The organism is Ekhidna sp., assembly GCF_040223195.1.
Lineage (GTDB): Bacteria > Bacteroidota > Bacteroidia > Cytophagales > Cyclobacteriaceae > Ekhidna.
Genome location: NZ_JAVKDX010000015.1, coordinates 341,868 through 361,473 on the forward strand (window position 1 = coordinate 341,868; position 19,606 = coordinate 361,473).

At 45.7% G+C, this 19,606-nt stretch carries 15 protein-coding genes; 7 read left to right on the forward strand and 8 right to left on the reverse strand.

The features are described from left to right. Window positions 1-8 precede the first annotated feature (8 nt). A complete protein-coding gene (locus RLN88_RS08815) occupies window positions 9-608 on the reverse strand; it encodes a hypothetical protein (RefSeq protein WP_350221026.1) in 600 nt (199 codons plus the stop codon). Window positions 609-692: 84 nt separating this feature from the next. Between RLN88_RS08815 and RLN88_RS08820 the strand changes: the two genes are divergently transcribed. From RLN88_RS08820 to RLN88_RS08835, 4 genes are all read left to right on the forward strand, one after another. Then, window positions 693-1,247, forward strand: a complete 555-nt coding sequence (locus RLN88_RS08820) for an RNA polymerase sigma factor (RefSeq protein WP_350221027.1) — start codon at window positions 693-695, stop codon at window positions 1,245-1,247. Further along, window positions 1,240-1,758: a hypothetical protein gene (locus RLN88_RS08825; RefSeq protein WP_350221028.1), complete on the forward strand. Its 519-nt coding sequence runs from the start codon at window positions 1,240-1,242 to the stop codon at window positions 1,756-1,758. Before RLN88_RS08820 ends, RLN88_RS08825 begins: the two co-directional genes overlap by 8 nt. Continuing rightward, window positions 1,730-2,791: a DUF4097 family beta strand repeat-containing protein gene (locus tag RLN88_RS08830; protein WP_350221029.1), complete on the forward strand. Its 1,062-nt coding sequence runs from the start codon at window positions 1,730-1,732 to the stop codon at window positions 2,789-2,791. The genes RLN88_RS08825 and RLN88_RS08830 overlap by 29 nt, the downstream gene beginning before the upstream one ends. 129 nt (window positions 2,792-2,920) lie before the next feature. Further along, window positions 2,921-4,081, forward strand: a complete 1,161-nt coding sequence (locus RLN88_RS08835) for a TraB/GumN family protein (RefSeq protein WP_350221030.1) — start codon at window positions 2,921-2,923, stop codon at window positions 4,079-4,081. Here the strand turns inward: RLN88_RS08835 and RLN88_RS08840 are convergent, their stop codons facing one another. Then, window positions 4,082-5,032 carry an L-threonylcarbamoyladenylate synthase gene (locus RLN88_RS08840; RefSeq protein ID WP_350221031.1) on the reverse strand — a complete coding sequence of 317 codons (951 nt, stop codon included), beginning with the start codon at window positions 5,030-5,032 and terminating at the stop codon, window positions 4,082-4,084. It abuts the gene before it with no gap. Between the two features lie 219 nt (window positions 5,033-5,251). On the opposite strand from RLN88_RS08840, the gene RLN88_RS08845 reads away from it, so the two are divergent. Further along, a complete protein-coding gene (locus tag RLN88_RS08845; protein WP_350221032.1) occupies window positions 5,252-5,407 on the forward strand; it encodes a hypothetical protein in 156 nt (51 codons plus the stop codon). On the opposite strand, the gene RLN88_RS08850 is transcribed toward RLN88_RS08845, so the two are convergent. From RLN88_RS08850 to RLN88_RS08865, 4 genes are read right to left on the reverse strand one after another with little or no spacing between them, the layout of a single operon-like run. Next, entirely contained in the window at window positions 5,404-8,184 is a 2,781-nt protein-coding gene (locus tag RLN88_RS08850) for a FlgD immunoglobulin-like domain containing protein (protein ID WP_350221033.1), read from the reverse strand. The genes RLN88_RS08845 and RLN88_RS08850 overlap by 4 nt on opposite strands. Before the next feature lie 3 nt (window positions 8,185-8,187). After that, window positions 8,188-8,541, reverse strand: coding sequence for a carboxypeptidase-like regulatory domain-containing protein (locus tag RLN88_RS08855; RefSeq protein ID WP_350221034.1), 354 nt, complete (start codon window positions 8,539-8,541; stop codon window positions 8,188-8,190). A 7-nt stretch (window positions 8,542-8,548) separates the two neighbouring features. Continuing rightward, window positions 8,549-9,145: a hypothetical protein gene (locus RLN88_RS08860; RefSeq protein WP_350221035.1), complete on the reverse strand. Its 597-nt coding sequence runs from the start codon at window positions 9,143-9,145 to the stop codon at window positions 8,549-8,551. Further along, complete coding sequence (locus RLN88_RS08865) at window positions 9,146-14,308, reverse strand: PKD domain-containing protein (protein ID WP_350221036.1); 5,163 nt, start codon at window positions 14,306-14,308, stop codon at window positions 9,146-9,148. A 229-nt stretch (window positions 14,309-14,537) separates the two neighbouring features. Between RLN88_RS08865 and RLN88_RS08870 the strand changes: the two genes are divergently transcribed. Beyond that, a complete protein-coding gene (locus RLN88_RS08870; RefSeq protein ID WP_350221037.1) occupies window positions 14,538-15,566 on the forward strand; it encodes a PorP/SprF family type IX secretion system membrane protein in 1,029 nt (342 codons plus the stop codon). Window positions 15,567-15,591: 25 nt separating this feature from the next. After that, window positions 15,592-16,824 carry a M48 family metallopeptidase gene (locus RLN88_RS08875; protein ID WP_350221038.1) on the forward strand — a complete coding sequence of 411 codons (1,233 nt, stop codon included), beginning with the start codon at window positions 15,592-15,594 and terminating at the stop codon, window positions 16,822-16,824. Here RLN88_RS08875 and RLN88_RS08880 read toward each other — a convergent pair. Then, the gene (locus RLN88_RS08880; protein ID WP_350221039.1) at window positions 16,821-17,891 is read right to left on the reverse strand and encodes an NAD(P)H-dependent glycerol-3-phosphate dehydrogenase; all 1,071 of its coding nucleotides are present in this window, start codon (window positions 17,889-17,891) and stop codon (window positions 16,821-16,823) included. The two genes, RLN88_RS08875 and RLN88_RS08880, sit on opposite strands and share 4 nt — an antisense overlap. After that, window positions 17,869-19,542 carry a 1-acyl-sn-glycerol-3-phosphate acyltransferase gene (locus tag RLN88_RS08885; RefSeq protein WP_350221040.1) on the reverse strand — a complete coding sequence of 558 codons (1,674 nt, stop codon included), beginning with the start codon at window positions 19,540-19,542 and terminating at the stop codon, window positions 17,869-17,871. The genes RLN88_RS08880 and RLN88_RS08885 overlap by 23 nt, the downstream gene beginning before the upstream one ends. Window positions 19,543-19,606: the final 64 nt, after the last annotated feature.

Consider the following 19,606-nt stretch of genomic DNA (forward strand, 5'->3'; position numbering starts at 1 on the left):
TAAATAAGTTATTGGTTAAAATAACCAATCCTGATTCCCGCCGCAACAAAAAGCCCGGAAAAGTCATTGGTGCCAATCCTGTCCAAGTTCAAATTTCTAACTTTCTGATAACCAATTGCTAAATGAGGTTTAGCATACCTGAATCTTCGTAGTTCTACCTTGACTGCCCCTTTCAGTAAATCAAATTCATCCCTTAGAAAATTTTCCTCAGTGTTCATATTTTTCCAAACCATATCACCTCTCAGGTATGCGGCAGACAGCATTGCACCGACCCATTCTGATTCGAAAGCCTGGAATGCAACCTCCGGCCCACTGTATCTATAGTCCAACTCAAACACGCTGGGGAATATCACATACGTTTTGTAGCTGCCGCGAAAGTCGTGAATACTAAAGCTTAACATCCATTTCTGATATTGTACACCCAAACCGAATGAAGTTATGATATTTTGATCTGGCGAACTTGGCTCAAGACTGATACTTCCTGTGACATAAACACCCAGATAGTAGGGAGGAGGCTCTTTTTCCACTGTATCAACAGCGACGGTATCCATCTCTTGCGCGGCGGCCATCCCGGAAAAAAGTAAAACCAGCCAAAGTAGTTTCTTCATATTCTCAATCTTATCGGCTAAAATTAACAACAACATGCAACCCAAGTTCCCTTTGCCAGTCTTTACCATGAACTAACCTGAAAATTGGAAGCAAACACGGTAAATATTCATGCCGACCTGATAGCCAGGTGCAGAGAAAATGATCGCAGTGCACAGTTTGAAATTTACAAGCTGTACAGCAAAGCGATGTATAACACTGCGCTTAGGATCATGGGTGATGCAAATGACGCTGAAGATGTATTGCAGGATGCATTTGTAAGCGCCTTTCAAAACCTGACCAGCTACAGGGAAGACGCCTCTTTTGGGGCATGGCTAAAGCGTATCGTGATAAACAAAGCGCTGAATCAGGTGCAGCGCATAAAAAGGGACCTGATGCTGGTGGAAGACATGAAAGAAGATGCCAGCGAATTTGAACCGGAAAAGACCGAGCCGAACTATACCGTGGAGCAGGTCAAAAGAGCAATGAACGAATTGCCATCCGGTTTTCGGACGGTTTTATCCCTCTACTTATTTGAGGGGTACGATCACAAGGAAATTGGCGAAATACTGGGCATTACGGAATCAACTTCCAAATCTCAGTACAAGCGGGCAAAAGACAAATTGAAAATGATTGTAACACAGGAGGTAAACTATGGGTGATCAACTGGAAAAATTCATCATGGGAAACAGGGATGCCTTTGACGATGCGGCTCCCTCGGAAAAAGCATGGAGCAAGATTGATCAGAAACTTGGCAAGAAGCATTCGATCTGGCCCACCATGTGGAAAGTGGCTGCTGTCCTCTTCATGGCATCTACCATCTACCTGATGGTGGATAGAAACATGAATGAAATGGAGGAAGGTGCTGTGCTAAGTGAAGAATTCGTTCAAGCTGAAGACTACTATGTGACCCTGATCTCACAAAAGAGGCAGGCGATCCGTGAGCAGCTTACCCCTGAGCAACAAGAACAATTTTTGGTAGAAATCGACCAACTCGATTCTATGTATGTGGAACTGAAGAAAACCTACCAAACCAATGCTTCCAATGACCGGGTGATGGATGCGATGATTAGTAACCTGCAGCTAAGACTCGAAATCCTGAACAGACAACTGGACATTTTACAAAACATTAAAGACCAAAACAATGAAAGCGACATATCAATTGAAATATAGCATACTGGCCTTATGCATGCTGATAGCAGTAGCAGTAACGGCTCGTGACCAGGATCAAAAAAAGAAATTTGTAGAGAAAAATTACAAAGTAAGTGCTACCACCAAACTGAGAATTGACAACAAGTTTGGAAAGGTGGAGATCAACTCCTGGACGAAAAGCGAATTTGAAATCAAAGTGGAAATCATAGGCAAGGGACGTACCGAAGACCGGGCACAAAGAATCCTGGATGCCATCCAAATAGACATCACCGAAGGCAGTGCCGAGATTGTGTTTGAAACGGAAATCGATGATGCCAAAAACAAGAATGAAGAAGGCTTTGAGATAAATTATACGATTTATATGCCTGAAAGCAACCCCCTGGAAATCAAAAACAGCTTTGGAGATGTGACCATGGGCAATCGGAGCAATGATCTGAACATCGATGTTTCCTACGGCTCTATGCGGGTAGGTGACGTTAGTGGCGACTCCAGGATCAAACTTTCCTTTGGGAGTGGCGGAGTAGGGTACATTAAAGGTGGGGAAGCTACCATCAAATACAGCAATTTCGAAATAGAGCGGGCTGAAAGATTGGACCTGACCCAAGGGTTTTCAGATATTGAAATTGGGGAGGTGGACGATCTGGAGTTGGAAAGTAAATATGGAAAAGTGGAAATAGAGAAGGCAGGAAAAATTGATGCGGATGCCCATTTCTCAGGATTCGACATTGAGGAGCTAACAGGGAGTCTCGAACTGGACTGTAGCTATCTGGGGGATTTTAGCATAGACCGGCTTGCCAAAACATTTACCCTGATAGATATCGACGGAAAGTTTGGCTCCTATGAAATCGGCCTGGTTGACGGCATCAATGCGGACATCAATGCTGAATTTTCTTTCGCAGACCTGAAAATCTCTTCAGATGTGGACGCCACCTTCAACTATCGGGTGAAAGAATCCAACCGGAGCACCTACAAGGGAAAGATCGGGAAAGGCGACCCCAACAAAATGATCCGGATCGATTCCAGCTATGGTAACCTTAGGCTCAAGATGGACTAGCCTAAAAACCAGTAGAAATTTTACCGAAAGACATGCTCATTTACCGGGCATGTCTTTTCTGTTCACGAGAGACTGTTATTTGGTACATTTTATGCAATTTCACCAAACAGCTATCGTTGCAGCGGTTGAATGAAAAGAAGGTTTGATCTAGTCTTTGCGGGTTTATTGATTTTCGGAGGGTTGGCCGCTCAGCCTACTCCCAACATCCGCCCCATCAGTATCGAAAACGATAAAAACTTCGATGGCTTTGAGCTCATAGAGCCTGACAGCAATCAGGTGTTCGTTCTGGCCGAACATTGGCACAACATCCGATCGGTTCCAAAGGCAACCATGAAGGTGCTGAGATACCTTCACAAAAAAGGCAATGTGCGTATCCTGGCAATCGAGCAAGGTGCGAGTGTGGCCCACATGGTCAACAGCTATCTGGATTCAGGAGATACGACCACTCTGAGACAGATCGTGAGAAATACCATGTTTTGGGGGAAGGAAAACTGGCAGTTTTTTGAAGATCTGCGGGCCTTTAACCAATCACTACCCAAAAAGCAACGAGTGCGGGTGGAGAGCATTGACATTGAGTATAAAATGGAGGCGGCCATCTTCGTCATCAATGAAATGATTGGAGATAAAGAAATCCCCGAATCACTTTCCGGCACGCTCGGCACTTTCAAATTGATTTTTGAGGAAACCCGCTCGCACCGGGAATCTTACCAGGGACTGTCGGTGATGTACTATTATGACCGTGATCTGGTGGAAAGCCTCGTGCTCACCACCATCAATGAACTGGAACGAAAAAGTGAGACCTACTCTGAATTCTTCGGGGATGATTTTGTGAAGTTTGCCACCATGATCCTGGAAATGGATGATGGGCTCACCTTTGATTACACCAACCCCAACAATAACTACAAATTTCGCGACCGCCTGATATATCAGAAGTTTGAAGAGCTGGCAGAGGCCAACCCTGATGAAGGCATTTTATGTGTGATAGGTATGAGACATGCCACCAAAGGCTCCTCTATTCATAAGCTGGATAATCTGACATTTTCACCACTTTATGGTAAAGTCATGACCATTAAAATCTCGGCACTTTTCAATAAAATGATCATATCGAGCGATCTGAAAAGAATCAATTTCAATTATCCACAGCTGCTAAAAACGAACCCCGCCACACTGATCAAACACGATGATAACGACGCTGCACTCAAATCCAGCAAAAGCTTTGATTATACCATTTTTATCAACTCGAATGGTGAATTGACGCCTTTCGAAAAGGTGTATAAGGAGGATTACTGATCAGGCAGATGCCCTTCTCAGCCTGTCATTGATAGCCTTCCCCAATCCTTCATTTGGGACAAACTCCGCCAGTATTACATTGATATGCGCCTGATCCATTTTCCTGAGTGCCGAAAAGATGTTGCGGGCTGCCTCATCCATGTCGCCAGATGGGGACAAAATAGCCCTGTTGGTTTCGGGTACATTGTGAATGTCCTTAAATGAAATGATGCCGGTTGTGCTTGGATCATGACTTTTCAGATTCTCAACGATATCACCAATGATCAGCTTCCTGCCCGGAGAATAGTGCGACTTGAGCATACCGGGGGCAGCCGGATTCGAACTCATGTTTACATTGATTTTCACCTTACCTACCACAGCCTCAATATCTTCTACCTTGGTGCCTCCCAATCGGTATACGATGACTTCTCCCTCCTCAAAACCTATGATCGTTGATTCCAACCCTACCCTGCAATCCCCACCATCCAAGATGTAGGGGATCTTTTTGCCAAGCTGATCCTCTACATGCTTGGCGCTGGTAGGCGAGACATACCCAAATGGATTGGCACTGGGTGCCGCCAGAGGAAAATCAATTGATCCAAGCAGCTCCAGAGTAAGCGGATGATTCGGGATTCTCACTGCCACACGATCCAATCCGGAGGTGAGCAGATCGGGCACTTCAGGTTTTTTATCCAGCAAAATGGTGAGTGGACCCGGCCAAAACTGATCAGCCAGCTTTTGAGCGTCCATCGGTATTTCCTTTACCAAATCAGCAACCTTCCCAATGGAATCCACATGGGCAATTAGTGGATCAAACTTCGGACGATTTTTTACATGGTAGATTTTTAGGATCGCCTCCTCATTCAGTGCATTTCCCGCCAGGCCATACACCGTCTCCGTAGGTATCCCCACCACATCACCAGCTTTCAGTATTGCTGCCGCTTTATCGATATCGGATCCTATCTCTGCCATTGTATCTAAGAGGGTGCAAAGATTAGTCATCCAAACTTATTTGCCATGTGGGTTTGAAATACTTATTTCTTAATTTGAGTTAGGAATAAAAACCAAAACTTTTATTAAAAAGGAAAACATTCTATATGTACCCACCCCAACCCCTCCGAGGAGGGGATTTTAGGTGTTTCCTTTTTTCTTATCCTGAACTCACGCTATTTTAGTCTAAAACCTATATCAATGACAAGTCGCACGAGAAATACCCTTCGAATTGTATCAATCTTAATGGCCGTTTTGGTCATTCTAATGGATTTAGGGATCATACCAAACTTTGTGAATTATCACTTTTGGGTGATGGTGATTGCCTACTTCCTCTTGGTTTTGAGTTTGCGCTAGCGCCTCAAAAGAATCCGACCGGATTTGGATTGACCTTTGTACCTGATCCGATAGAAATAAATACCATTCGCCAGTGTGGTGCCGGATGGTGTGGTGCCATTCCAGGTCACTGAATTGTTCCCGGCATATTGGGGTGCCAAAAGAATGGTATTGATCAAATCACCACGTGGAGATAAAATATCAATCCGTACTTCTCCATCCTCCGGCAGGGTGTATTCAATTCTGGTATCCGCATCAAAAGGGTTTGGATAAGCCGCTATAAGTTGGAATGACTCACCTGCAACCGACTCAGGTACTATTTCTTTATAACCCGGTATCTGGGTAGTGAAAATCCCATTGCCATGAGTGGCAATAGCGAGGCGGCCGTCCCTCGCTCGATAGTCCATCATGGGAATAATGGAGCTTCCGATTAATTCAGGAGATTGCTTGATCCAGGTAATGGGCTCTGAAAAATCCTCCAATGCATACAGCCCTACGCTCGTCCCAACCATGTACAAATTTCCTGTTGTTTTGGGGATGATCTCTGCCCACCGGACACTTGGGCCATTTCCAGTGCCATCCGGATTTTCCTCCAGATTACCACTTATATCTTCAAAGCTCTCCCCTCGATCCGTACTCTCAAAAATGGAAGGCACATTATAGTTGGAAAAGACGACCAAAATGTGATCACTATTCTCCGGGTTCACAGCAATGGAGGAAACGTAACCCTCCTCCACAAAATCAAGATTAGTGATCGCTATTTCCGATACTGAGAAAGCAAAGCGGTCATTCGCATTGTCCAACCTGAAAATCTGCCCACCGCTCGTTCCGAAATACACGGTGCTTCCATCCAGCGAAACCTCCACCGCACTGATCAATCCGTTTTGGACTGGTTTCTCATTCACCCGCTCCCACCCTAGACTGGATGGCACCTGTGAGCCACTGGGAATCTGCGATACGTTTTGGTTGAAGTAGAGGTGATTGCCTCCGGCACAAAACATCCTGTTTGGATTGTTGGGATCTAATGCAAACGGGTTTACAAACAAATAGAGTGAGCCTGCATCTGCAACCAACCCTCCCGGATCAACCCTCCCGAAAGAGGTGAGGCTGTAATCCTCATTGAGTGTAAGCCGCAGTGTCTGTCCTCGCTGAAATGATGAAAACCACAGGGAATTGTCTTTAGATGTAGCTGCATACGCACCATCTCCACCAATGATCCCTTTCCACGATTGGCTGCCATTGGGGGAAAGATCGGTTCCATTGTCCTGCATCCCACCGATGATGGTGGGGTCACCTGCTATTTTGGATTGCGCAATGGTGAAAAACTGAGAGGTGATAAATCCCTCATTTCTGCTTTCCCACTTTACAGAATCTGCAGTGATATCATCGCTTTGGATCAACCCACCGTCGCTTGCTGACAGGGCCACATTTGGGTTGCTCGGCAGAAATAGCAGGTCATGCTGATCTGGGTGGTGGTTGGGATAGACTCCACTTCCACCCTCAGGATTATAGCCTCCAATCCAATCAATATTTTCCGTTGTTTTAAATCCGTCTGTAGACCGAAACAGGTTGGTTGCGCCCACAAATACGATATCCGGATCATCGGGATGTACCCTGATCATCATGTTGTAAGAGCCCTGCGTCTCAATGACGCCCAGTTCCTCTTCAAAATCGGGGAGCTCTCTTTCGAAAGGTGCAACATAGCCCTTATTTAAAGGTCCAACCAGGCTTAGATCATGCTCCAGGATTATTGCCGAATTTGCATCTCCAAAAAAGTAAGTAATGTTTGGGTTGGATTTGCTTGAACCAATGACAATCCTTCTATATCGTGAGGCTGCCGTAAAAGGTGTGATATCTTCCCAGTTTTGTCCGTCCAATGAATAAAAGATCCCGGCATCAGGAGAAAGCTGGTCTGTGGAAGTTTCTGTAGATAGTGTGGCGTAGAAAACATGGTTATCTGATCGTTCGATAGAGGTATAAAATGAAGCATTCCCCTCATTAAGGTCTACCCCCTCATCTTGATTGAAGAGCTCCTGACCAAGCTCCACTTCCCAGGTGGCACCCCCATCCACTGAGCGAAGGATGCCGCCAAAGGCAGCCACCAGTACCTCATCTTCCTGAAGATTAGTTGGGTTGATTTCAATATCCCAGATATACTGAAATTGGCTATTGAATACATGGGGTTCGGCATCCTGCGTGGATGGGAGCGGGTTCCAGGTTTCGCCATTGTCAGTAGACTTATAAATACCATCCCCTCTGAAAGGAGCCGAGCCCCCTCTTGCAGAATTGCCCACTATCTCACCCGTTCCATGATACCAGACATCTTCTTTGCCGGGGCGAATGTCCTGCACAATGCAGGTGACACTATTCCGGTTTTCTGGATGTGATTTTTTTGTCCAGGAAATCCCTCCATCGGTACTCCTCCAGATGCCTCCTGAGACCCCTCCGGCCAAAATTATATCTTCATTTCGCACGTCGTAAGCTACCGCCCTGGTTCGCCCACCTACATTTGTTGGCCCTGCTGATTCAATGGATAGTTGCTGGGTTCGAAACCGCGCTGTTTCCTGAGAAAGTTTAAGATCGAAAGCCAGCTCCCTGCTGCGAATACCTTCAGGCACCAATCCTGTTTTGGGGTCAGCGGTGAGCATGGTCAAATACTCACTCCTTCCCATCAGATCTTCCATTCCTTCTATTTCGGATGGTTCATCTGAGATGTGGATTGAATAATGTGGATTGAATTTTTGCGTGGATACTCCAACACAGCAGAAGACGAGAAGTGCCTGAAAATACTTCTTCACCTGCTATTCAATAACGGTATTGACTTTGTTGATTCTGCCCTCCGCCAGTTCGCTGGTTTTCACTCCCTCGCCATTATTGTTCATCCCTTCAAATTTTGCCTCTACGAAATAAGATATTGGCTTGACATCTGAGAACGTCACTCGTCCTTTTTTGTCCGTTTTTAAAGTGGCTATTGCATTTTGGCTGGCCAGATAGTCCTTTTCCGTCTCATAAATGGAAACCGATGCTCCCTCCACAAAATTGCCAAGCCCGTCTATGACGGTGATCCTCAACTTGGTAGGAAGGATTTGTGCCTCCGCAGGTTGAAATGATGAAGTTCCAATAAACAGAACTGTAAATAATGCTAATACTCTCATGTCTTTATTAATTGTGATTTTTTTGTAATGAAAAAATATACTGAGCCAATTCTTCGAAATCCTGTGCCTCCTTGTATTTCCTGTCTGGATACGAATTTGCGATGAGTTTGATACGGGTAGGCTCATCATTTTCTTCGATGTATTCAATCTGCACATTCCCATACTTTTGATCAATCGGCTCTACGAATCCACGTTTCGGTTTCAGGTAATGCATCTCCTTCATTTCCACCACATCCCCTTTCTCCTGCATGGTATGTCGGCTCAGCACTAATCGATAATCCAGCTTTTTCACCTGCTCCGCCAGGTGATCGAATAGGTAGTGAAAATTGCTCTTCCCATATTTTTCCTCGTATGAAATCGCAAATCCATTACTATATGCAGACTCCAGCAAAACCATCTGCGGGTCTTTGTCTACCCCCTTTTTCCGCCAGAAATACGATTGCCACAAGTCATTCAAAAACTCTTCGCACACATCAGAAGCTTTCCAGGCCTGGAATTGATCCAGGAAAGGCTGGCTTCTTTTTATGATTTCATTCACGAAAACCCTGGATGGGGAAGCCGGCTTCCCAAAAAGCCTGTGGTATATATCGTCGAAGTAGCTCATTTATCTAATAAGTGTAACGGCTCCATACTGCTCGATAGTTCCTAACTCAGGCGCAAGTGAGCTGGAGAATTTGAGTATATACGCATAGGTGCCCGGCGGGAGAAGTGCTCCTTTGTAGATACCATTCCACCGGAAGTCCTGATTATTGGACGTGTACACAAGCTCTCCCCATCGGGTGTAGATCAATATCTGAAACTCATCCACATAGTCATTCGGGTAGACAAAAAACTCATCATTGATGCCGTTTCCATTTGGTGAGAATGCATTTGGTGCAACGATGGTTGGACGGCAGTCCTGTACTACCTCTACCCTGTCAATGATGCAGGTAAATCCATTGTAAATGGTCACTTCATATGTGCCTTCGGTGGAAACATTTAATATTTGCTCAGTGGAAATAACCGCATCATCAGGAAGCAGCCTCCACTCATAGGTATTGAAGATTCCCGGATCTAAATCCACAGTTGGGTCTACCGGATCACCAGTACAGAAGCTTGCACGCTCCGGGAGCTGCAAATCTTCGGGATTTATAGGCACTACTGCTACATCCAAAGCGTCGGTGGCCATGCATGTACCTGTCTCATTCGTTGCAATTACCGTGTACCTGCCAGACTGGGTTATCACCAAAATGGAGTCAGTTTCTGCGAGTGTGCTACCATCAGGCCCCTGCCATTCATATGTAACAGACGGACTGAAATAATTAGTGGTGGCGATTGCCAGAACACTTCCATTGTTTTCGCAATCGGGCTCCAGGGACATAAACACATCAAACTCCGGTTGAATTTCTATATCCGTATCCCCTGATGTCACTTCACAGCCTGTGAATTGGTCGGTAACGATCACATTGTAGTTTCCTGAAGTTGTCACCGTTCGTTGCATGGCCTGTCCACCGTCATTCCAGTTGAAGATGTAGCTGCCGCTACCGCCAGTTACATTTGCTACAAGAGTCACCTGGCCATCGCAGACATCTCCATCAATGCTCACATTGACTACAGGATCGTTGTTGAAGCGAACAACAATATCTTCAGATCTTGGACAGAAACCGGCACCAGAAGCAGTGACTGTATAAGTACCTGGCTGATCTACGATAATGGTCGATCCACTTGTCGGCCCTACAATTCCGGCTATAGGTGTCCAATCATATGTTGCTCCGCTATTATCAGTGATTTCGATCATTCCTTGACTTCCGCATATTTCCTGAATTGCATCAAAGGTGAAATCAGGCTGAGGATTTAGAAGTTGAATTCTAACCTCTTCTGTTTCTATACATCCTGCCCCACCGATTTCTTCCACTATAATAAAGTAATTCCCTGTGTCTAGGCTAGATGCTACAGGATTGGCATGAGGCGACACTAATGTGGTAGTTACAACATTTGATCCATCCTCATAATCAATTGTTAAATCAAAATTCGCAGGAGCTACCCCTCCAAAGTTGATATCAATAAATCCATCTCCAATACAGGCGTTTGGTGCATTGCCTGATAAAGCAAAAGTTGGAAGATCCTCAACCTGAACTACTTCTAGATAATTACACCCGGTCACAAGGTTTGTGACAGTCAGGTTGTAATTGCCCGGTGGCAATAAGGTGATGGTAGGTGCTGCTCCCGGACCGTCAAAATTGGCAGGACCAAAAGCAGAGGGGCCTGAAAGCTGATAAGAAAAGCTTCCCGCCAAATTAAAGTTGATGTCAATTGTTCCGTCATCATTACCGCATCCGGTTGTTGGATTTGGAGCTACGGTGATATCTGGTGCTTCTAAAATCGTGACCTGAATGGTATCTCTACCCACACAGGTAAAGCTATTGGTCACCTCCACTGTATACTCGAATATTCCCGGTGTTGAAGTATCAATATCAAAAGTCCTATTTGACCCTAACACGACTCCATCAATGGCCCAGGAGTAGGTGCCTCTTGCTACCTGCGCATCAAGCGTCACAGCAGGAGTATTCTGACAAAGCGTTCGGTCATTTCCTAAATCCACATCTGGTCTGGCATCTGCAAGGAAAACTGTCAGTGTATCGGAGTTGCAACCCGTTACCGTATTGATGATAGCGACATCAATGATTGCCGGCTCGGAAACAGTGATTTGCCTTGTGGAATCTCCGGTACTCCAGTAATACGAAAACTCCGGATTGTCCACCGGCCAGGCAGTAAGCACAATAGGCTGATCGCATAGGGCAGTGTCAGTTGGCACTGTCGGACTCTCTGGAATATTGTTTACGGTAATTGTCTGCGTCAAAGTGGTGTCCACATCACACCGGTTGCTCAGCACCAACTGTACAGTATATGTACCGGGGGTATTGTATACGTGCGTCGTGTCCTGCACCGGGGCAGAGGTGCCATCTCCAAATATCCATAAGTAGTTTTCGATCTGGTTGTTCGGGTCTCGCCCTGTTGCAGAAAAAGCGGTAGGCTGTCCTGCACAGGCAGGGGAAATCAACATACTTGGCTGCTGAAGTGGTGGGGTCTGGTTTTGTGCAAAATTTGGCAAACCCAATCGACTGGTCCTGCCGGAAAGGTCAAAGCCTGTGGCGTTGAAACCGGCAGCAGCATCATCTCCATCAGGGGAGTTGATCGTCCCGAGCGTACCTGAATTATCAACTGCCATATAAATCACTCCATTCGGACCTATCTGCAGCGCCCCATAATCCGAGCCTTGGGGGTATCCGTCAAACTTGGTGGCTGAGATATCGCCTGCCGGATCGGCAGAGTTCAAGCTATCCAAATCATACTGGATCAACTTGGATGAGCCCGAAGAAGTAGTCAGATAAAGTCTAAGACCTCCTGGGGAAAATTCCATGCCATACAAATTATTCTCTCCGGTATCAATCAATCGTGGATTGGAAACCTCCCCCTGATTGATGTCGAGAATTTCCACTTGGTTAGTGCCCGGAATATTGACTGCAATCTGAGCAAGCGATGGAGAAATCTTCATATATCCTGTCGCACTCAACTCATCCATAAAGTCATGCACTTCCCCTGCTGGTGAGTAGATTGCACCACTCAGGCCAGCAGCACTCGTTTGATATCCTCTAAAGGTATTGTTACCAAATTCATGAGCCATGATGAGGTCGCTACCGGTAAATCCCGAGCCTGTGATACGCTCAGTGCTATTATCCATTAGCATCACATTCTTCACAATCACTTTTCCACGGGCCTGATCTTCTTTCATGTCAACAATGGAATATCGGAGTGCGTATTCATCATCGCCATACACTCGCTCGGTAGTGAAGATGTAAAACATAGTCTGATCACCGCCGAATGGCATGATCAGAGAGTTTTGAGCAGACCTGCGCTGACCTCCTATTCCATCACCATTCACCATTTCGTCATGCTCCTTATTCCAGACAGTGACGCCATTGGTATAAAAAAGCAAATCTCCATTGACATCAGAAATGGTGGCACAACCTTCCAACGCATCCTGCTGATTTGCATCTAGAATCGCTATCGGCCCATTGGTGAATTCAATACCCGCCTGCTCGCCAAAATACCATTGGTTTGAAGTTTGGTTGGCCACCCCATATTCTGTCACTACAATGTCATCAAATCCGGTACATCCCGAGGCATCTGTGACCTCCACCCAATACGTTCCGAGCGTATCCACATCTATGGTCTGGGTGGTCTCCCCAGTGCTCCACACAAAGGAGCTTCCTGTGCCGGCATCCAGTGTCAAAATCTCATCCACACATATGGTCGTGTCATTCCCCAAATCCACCATCAGGCTGTTGGTCAATATTTCCACGGGTTGAGTAATGGTTTGAGTGATGCCATTCACCTCTGCAGTGAGGCTTACCATGTATCCGCCTGCTGCCTGATATTGATAATTCGGGATCCATCCGTTGCTGCCTCCACCGTCTCCAAAATCCCAAATCAGATTATTTGGAACTGGCTCAACCACGGGAAAGAACTTTGTGATATTGGTTTCACAACTGTCTATCCAATAGAAATTGAGCGTGTCAAATGTGAAATTGTAGCCGGGGGTAAACTCTGGAAATTGCTGCGCACTAAAATCATCTGGAAAAACAATAGCTTGATACTGCACTGAGTCTATTGTACTATCAGGTCGGTTGATTCGACCCAGGTTGAAAGGAGACCCATTGGTTTCCTGATAGAGGTGATAGATGCGATCGTCGGGCGCTCGCTTCAATCCAAAGCTTCTGAATATCGGTGCAGGCAAAACAGGGTTGACCGTGCGTAACGTATCATTGAAATCGATCTGATACAATTGCCCGGTGGTGCCGCTGCTACCAAATCTTGAAAGGTACAATTTGGAACCATCTCCTGACCACTCTACATCGTAGACAGACTCTCCCTGATCATCATTAAATCCTGAGCCTGTCAAGGTGGTATCCATTGCTAAAAGTCCGGTCGTTGCATCAAAATCCATCAGCCAAATATTTCGGTTGGCCAGCCTGGGGGCCATCACCAGCTGCGCTGAGTCTGCATTAAAAGCAAAGTGAGCAGCTTCAAATCCGGGCGTGGTTCCGTCGGTGAAATCATAGTTGGTAGTTGCTCCAACTCCCCCACCGTCAATTTGCGTAACACGAATTTCAAATGTTGTGCGATCCTGCGAAATCAGCCAAAACAGCTCTCCGTCACCTGCCGGAATGATTAACATTCCCTCGGCAGGGTCTATCAAACCTGTGGCATTATTCGTGGCACCAAATACATCACCATACGGAAATTGCGCCGATCCATTCCCCTGGATCGTGGCATCCACAATGGTGTACTGGATTTCATTCACTCCTGCAGACCCGGAATTGGTAAACAAATAATACTGACCCGGATTATCTGTGACCGGACAAGTAACCACCGGCATATTGATAGTGGCAGTACCTGATAGTCCGGCTCCTCCCGGCAAAACTGAATGAGACACGTCATAGACGTTTACCCCGTCGGTGTAGAAAAGCAGGTTGCCTGTGAACTGGTCTGTGATCGTCACTGCACCGGCATTTCCGAAAGGGGTGAACTGATCATCCTGCAAGTACACGTCACGACCATTGCGGTCAAACACCAGATTCTCGGCAGAATTACCAAAATACCATCTGGTCTCGGTTACATTTTGAGCGTGGAGAACGAGTGCAGAAACGGTAAGAAGGACAGTAAGTGACAGTCTGCGCCATGCAGACCCATAGGGGAGATACGTCATAAGGATGTCCTTGTTCATACACACAACTTCGTAAAAATAGGTTTAACCCGAATAATTCAAGTGTTATTCCCTGATAATGTAAACAACTTTGGATAGTGAAACGCCATATTTGATTTATCCTAATGGATCGACTTAAAATTTCAACGCATAAGTTGTCGTTAGATTACGTACGTTACTCAACAAAACTTAAGCCGATTTGTATTAATTATTATAATTTGCTCAATGATTTTCTAATCAAACACTCTGCATGATCAGAAAGGTATTTTCACTCATTGTAATCATTGGTGCGCTCTTTCAGGGAAACACTTTGCAGGCGCAAGACCCTCAGTTTTCCCAGTATTATGCAGCGCCTTTGTACCTCAACCCGGCATTAGTGGGGATCAACCAAAAGGGGCGTATGGGTATAAACTATCGGACGCAGTGGCCCAATCTGGATGCTAATTTTGAGACGTTCTCTGCCTATTTCGATTACCACTTTGAAGATTACTACAGCAGTGCGGGTTTGATATTTACAACAGATAAGGCAGGATCAGCAGGATTGAAATCAACGACCATTGGATTGCAGTATGCTTACCAGCTTCAGATCAACTATGACTGGACTTTCCGGCCGGGTGTGGAAGCGGCCTATACTTTTCAGGACCTGGACTTTGACAAGCTCATATTCGGCGATCAGCTAGGACCAACGGGGTTGAATGGCAACCCTACACAGGAAATTTTTGATACCGGACTGAATACGCGGTTTTTTGACTTATCGTTTGGAGGGGTTTTGTACAACCCGGCGCTGTGGATTGGAGCGGCCATGCACCATGTGCTGGAGCCCAATCAAAGCATAGCCGGAGGAGATGCGCCACTGCCAAGAAGATTTTCCATTCACGGGGGGTATCGGATCCCGCTAAATCCCGGAACTACCAGAACAGGGCTAGGTGAACGAAGTATCACTCCTAGTTTCAATTACCGCACGCAAGGAGATTTTGATCAACTGGATATTGGAGCCTATTTTACCATTGATCCACTTTTGGTGGGCTTGTGGTACAGGGGTTTGCCAATTAAAAATACGGATGGAGTGGTGAATAACGAATCCATCATCTTCATGCTTGGCCTGCAAACCAATCGCACCACGTTCGGATACAGCTTTGATTATACCCTTTCTGATCTTGGTATAGGCACTGGTGGTGCACATGAAATCAGCATTGCCTATTCATTCAGTCTTGGCGATCCGCTAAAGCCGGCGGCAGATGTGAGGAGACTGAAGTGCCCGATTCCGTTTATTTTTTAGTAGCTCAGTCAATTACATTTGCTTTATGACTGAGCAAACCATTTTCACTATCCTATTAGCAATCATCACGTTCGATTTTACCCTTGAGCGGATTCTAAGTTTCCTGAACAGAAAAAGTGCTAAAAAACCAATCCCTCAAGAACTTGCAGGAATCTATGACGAAGAGAAATATGCTAAGTCTCAAGCATACAATGCTGAGGTATCTCGGTTTGGTACCTTTTCGGCCACCTTTAGTTTCGTACTTTTAATTCTGGCCATCTACAATGGCTGGTTTGGTATGCTCGATCAATGGATCAGGACTTTCTCCCCATTGAGCCTGGTTTCGCCGTTGATTTTTTTCGGTATACTATATGTCATCTCGGACCTGGTCAACACCCCTTTTTCCATCTACCGAAACTTTGTGATAGAGGCTAACTATGGTTTCAACAAAATGACAGCCAAAACCTACATACTCGACAAGATCAAAGGGTACGTACTTACAGCGATCTTTGGGGGTTTGCTTCTTGGTGTGCTTATCTATTTTGTAAATGCCATTGGCAGTGACTTTTGGTATTACTTCTGGGCGGTAATGGCTGCTTTTGTACTCTTCGCTAACTTATTTTACACTTCCCTTATCCTACCTCTTTTCAACAAGCTAAAGCCCATGGAAGAGGGTGAACTCAAATCTTCCATTCAAGCCTATTGCGACAAAGTGAATTTTCCACTGAAAAATATTTTCATCATGGATGGATCAAAACGCTCCAGCAAGGGCAATGCATTTTTTAGTGGGCTGGGGAAGAAGAAAAAGGTAGTATTGTTCGATACACTTGTGGAGAAGCACTCCACTCAGGAGCTTACTGCCGTATTTGCCCATGAGGTTGGTCACTACAAGAAGAAGCATATTTTATTCACTACGATCTTCAGCATTGGGTTGATGGGATTTATGCTATTTCTATTTTCAAGAATGGCTTACAGCGCAGAGGTAAGCTGGGCAATGGGTGGGCAGACCTCAGCACTTCACCTAAACCTCCTCGCTTTTGGAATCCTTTACTCTCCCATCTCCACGATCCTTGGAATTCTCGGCAATGTGATCTCACGGAAGAATGAATATGAGGCAGATGCTTTTGCTAAAGAAACCTATGATGCCACACCGTTGGTCACAGGCTTGAAGAAGATGAGTGCCGATCACCTATCCAACCTCACCCCACATCCGGCCTATGTTTTCGTGCACTACTCTCACCCACCCCTCAAAGAGCGGGTAAGCGCACTCCAGAGCTAATCTTCTATAGGATCTAAAAAATCAATCTCAGCCCTAAAGGGGAAGTTCATCAGGTAGGTGTGCGCCTCCTGAATGGTTCGCTGGTTGTGGATGATGCCATACAAAGTCTCAGTGATCGGGCATCTTACTTTATACGATTCCGCCAGTTGATTCACGATGTTGATGGTCTTTACTCCTTCAGCCACCTCATCCATCGATTCGATGATCTGATCCAGTGTCTCCCCTTTGGCCAGGCGATACCCTACGGTGAAGTTGCGGCTCAGATTGGATGTGCACGTGGCGATCAAATCACCCACTCCGGCCAATCCCAGAAACGCCTGGGCATTGCCCCCCAGAGCCTTACCGATGTACACCATCTCCACCAAGCCCCGGCTGATAAAGAGTGACTTTGCATTCTCACCCAGATTCATTCCGGCGATGGTACCAGCACCCACTGCGATGATGTTTTTCAAAATACCACATAGCTCGATCCCTATCAGGTCCCTGCTACCATAGATCATGAACCGGTCATTTTTGAGCAGCCGCTGGCCAATCCTTATCACCTCATCAAAGTGTGAGGCAACCACGGTAGCCGCTGGCTTCCGTTGATCTAACTCACGAGCCAAATTTGGTCCTGCCAGGCATCCTACGCGGAGGACAGAGGTTTCTTCTTTGATCACCTCTGACACGGTTTTGACGTGCTCTCTGGTGAGTGGGTTGTTCTTGTCGATTTTCTGCTTTTTTGGAACGTATAGATCAAACCCCTTCGTTCCGTGAATCAGGACATGATAGGGTCTCAGATGAGGAGCCAGCTCGATGATCATATCCCGGAAATTGGCAGATGGCACCATCGGGAAAATAACTTCACATCGCTGAGGAATCTCCTCAAGCACATTCGTAACCTCAATATTTTCGTGGAGCTTTTGCTTTGAGCTTATGCGCTCTTTTGCAATCCTTTTGGCTTTTTCGGGATCACGCACATATAAAATCACATGTGAGTTATTTTCGGCCAGAATATTGGATATGGCAGTCCCAAAACTGCCTGCTCCAATAACGCCTATGGTTTCAGATGTATCTTTCGAGCCCATAGCCATTCATTCTGTTGTGATAGTAATATAGGGTATTGGTATCCTGCACGATGATCTTGTCCTTCTTTTTCACCAAAGGACGCTGGTCGTGGTAGAGCCCCACATTATCCAACCCATGCTGAATTGCATCCGTTGCACGTTCCTTCATATGATCTGCCATATCCACCTGTCCCTTTTTATGCAGTTTCTCGAGTCTGTTCCTCAGCTTCTTAAAGTTGGCTTTAAACTCTTCGTAATCAAGGATCAAGTCCTCATCGGGAAGCCTCAGTACGTGGTATAAATCCAGTTTGGGGTTCTTTCGCTCCAGCATTTTGAAGGCTGTAAAAGCTACCAGGTGACTCGCAAACACCCGGTTGTATTTGTGATACTCTTCCACAATCCTATTGGCCAGCACCCGCACATATTCATTTTCCCGCTGAGCATCTACAGTGATTTCTTTTCCTCTAAGGAAATAGTCCCTGACGTTGATCGGGTTTCCATTCTTATCAAAGCTATTTCCTTCATGATCCACATAGTTACCAAGTATATCCATCCCCCTCCCGATATTGACAGATATATCTGATCCTTTTGTGAAGAATTTGAACATGAAGGTTGAAAGCTTGTATGAAGTTGAAAATTCATCGGCCTCCACATAGTATCGTTCCCTTCCTGTGCGCTTTAAATATTCCCTTATCAACGATGGGGCCTCCAATGTAAAATGATAGTTGATGACTGCCGGGACTATAAAAACCTTCTTCACTTCTTCTCCATCTTTGGCTTTTTGATACATCTCACGTTGTGCTTCGATGGCTGTGCTCAAAAGCCCTACTTTCAGCCTGGTTTCAATCTCTCCCGAACGAGACCGGGTGCCCCCTGGGAAAAACAAAGAATGGCACCCTCGCTCAATGGCACTTCGCGAATACGTCTTGAGTGTCTCCAGGTAAATTAGGTTTTTCTTCCGCCGGTCTACTTTGTAGGCCCCCAGGCTATTCATGAAGTACGCAAGGAGTTTAATATTGAAAAGGTTTAAGCCGGCTCCATATATAAAGGGTGGCAGGCCCAAATGCTGGATAGCCCATCCAATCAGGATAGAATCGAGGTTGCTGAAATGAGTAGGCACCATCACTACTGTGCCTCTTTTTGCCAGGTTTCTGATGTGCTCGGTTTCACCTACGATGTGCAGCTTATCATCCAAATCGAGCTGACGGCTGAAAAGTGACAATAGCCCCTTCACTCTGGCGGCATTGAGCAACCGTGCGAAACCAAAAGTGATGAAGCTCTGTGCAAAGCGATAAGCAGACTTCTTGAAGTTGCCGGATATTTCCGTGGAATATCGCTGGATTATTTCTTTGAGTATTTCCTCTTCCTTCTTTCTGGCTTCCTCCTTATCGTCAGGATTGATTTCGAGCAATCTGGCCTGAATGCCTTTCCAATATACTCTCTCGTTAGGTGGGTCTACTTTCCAAGGATTGGCCTTCATTCGCAGCTTTTCCCTATGTATAGTGGTTTCGATCTCCTCACGGAGAGAGCCGCTTTTTCCTCTAACCAAGTGATTGTAGGTCTCTGAAGTGACCTCTTCGATAAATTCCTTTCTTTCCCGCGCCAGTTTTACAATAGGCCACTCACTCTTATTCGGAATAATTTCTGAATACCTGACTTTCGTTCTACCCATTTACCTGTTTTAGAAATTGGCGGAAAGATAACTTGATTTTGATAGTTTTGATGGTTCAATAACA

Coding starts and splice junctions, on each gene's coding strand:
- RLN88_RS08815 (WP_350221026.1), bottom strand. CDS start 608: ATGAAGAAACTACTTTGGCTGGTTTTACTTTTTTCCGGGATGGCCGCC.
- RLN88_RS08865 (WP_350221036.1), bottom strand. CDS start 14,308: ATGAACAAGGACATCCTTATGACGTATCTCCCCTATGGGTCTGCATGG.
- RLN88_RS08875 (WP_350221038.1), top strand. CDS start 15,592: ATGACTGAGCAAACCATTTTCACTATCCTATTAGCAATCATCACGTTC.
- RLN88_RS08855 (WP_350221034.1), bottom strand. CDS start 8,541: ATGAGAGTATTAGCATTATTTACAGTTCTGTTTATTGGAACTTCATCA.
- RLN88_RS08885 (WP_350221040.1), bottom strand. CDS start 19,542: ATGGGTAGAACGAAAGTCAGGTATTCAGAAATTATTCCGAATAAGAGT.
- RLN88_RS08860 (WP_350221035.1), bottom strand. CDS start 9,145: ATGAGCTACTTCGACGATATATACCACAGGCTTTTTGGGAAGCCGGCT.
- RLN88_RS08845 (WP_350221032.1), top strand. CDS start 5,252: ATGACAAGTCGCACGAGAAATACCCTTCGAATTGTATCAATCTTAATG.
- RLN88_RS08870 (WP_350221037.1), top strand. CDS start 14,538: ATGATCAGAAAGGTATTTTCACTCATTGTAATCATTGGTGCGCTCTTT.
- RLN88_RS08840 (WP_350221031.1), bottom strand. CDS start 5,032: ATGGCAGAGATAGGATCCGATATCGATAAAGCGGCAGCAATACTGAAA.
- RLN88_RS08825 (WP_350221028.1), top strand. CDS start 1,240: ATGGGTGATCAACTGGAAAAATTCATCATGGGAAACAGGGATGCCTTT.
- RLN88_RS08830 (WP_350221029.1), top strand. CDS start 1,730: ATGAAAGCGACATATCAATTGAAATATAGCATACTGGCCTTATGCATG.
- RLN88_RS08835 (WP_350221030.1), top strand. CDS start 2,921: ATGAAAAGAAGGTTTGATCTAGTCTTTGCGGGTTTATTGATTTTCGGA.
- RLN88_RS08880 (WP_350221039.1), bottom strand. CDS start 17,891: ATGGGCTCGAAAGATACATCTGAAACCATAGGCGTTATTGGAGCAGGC.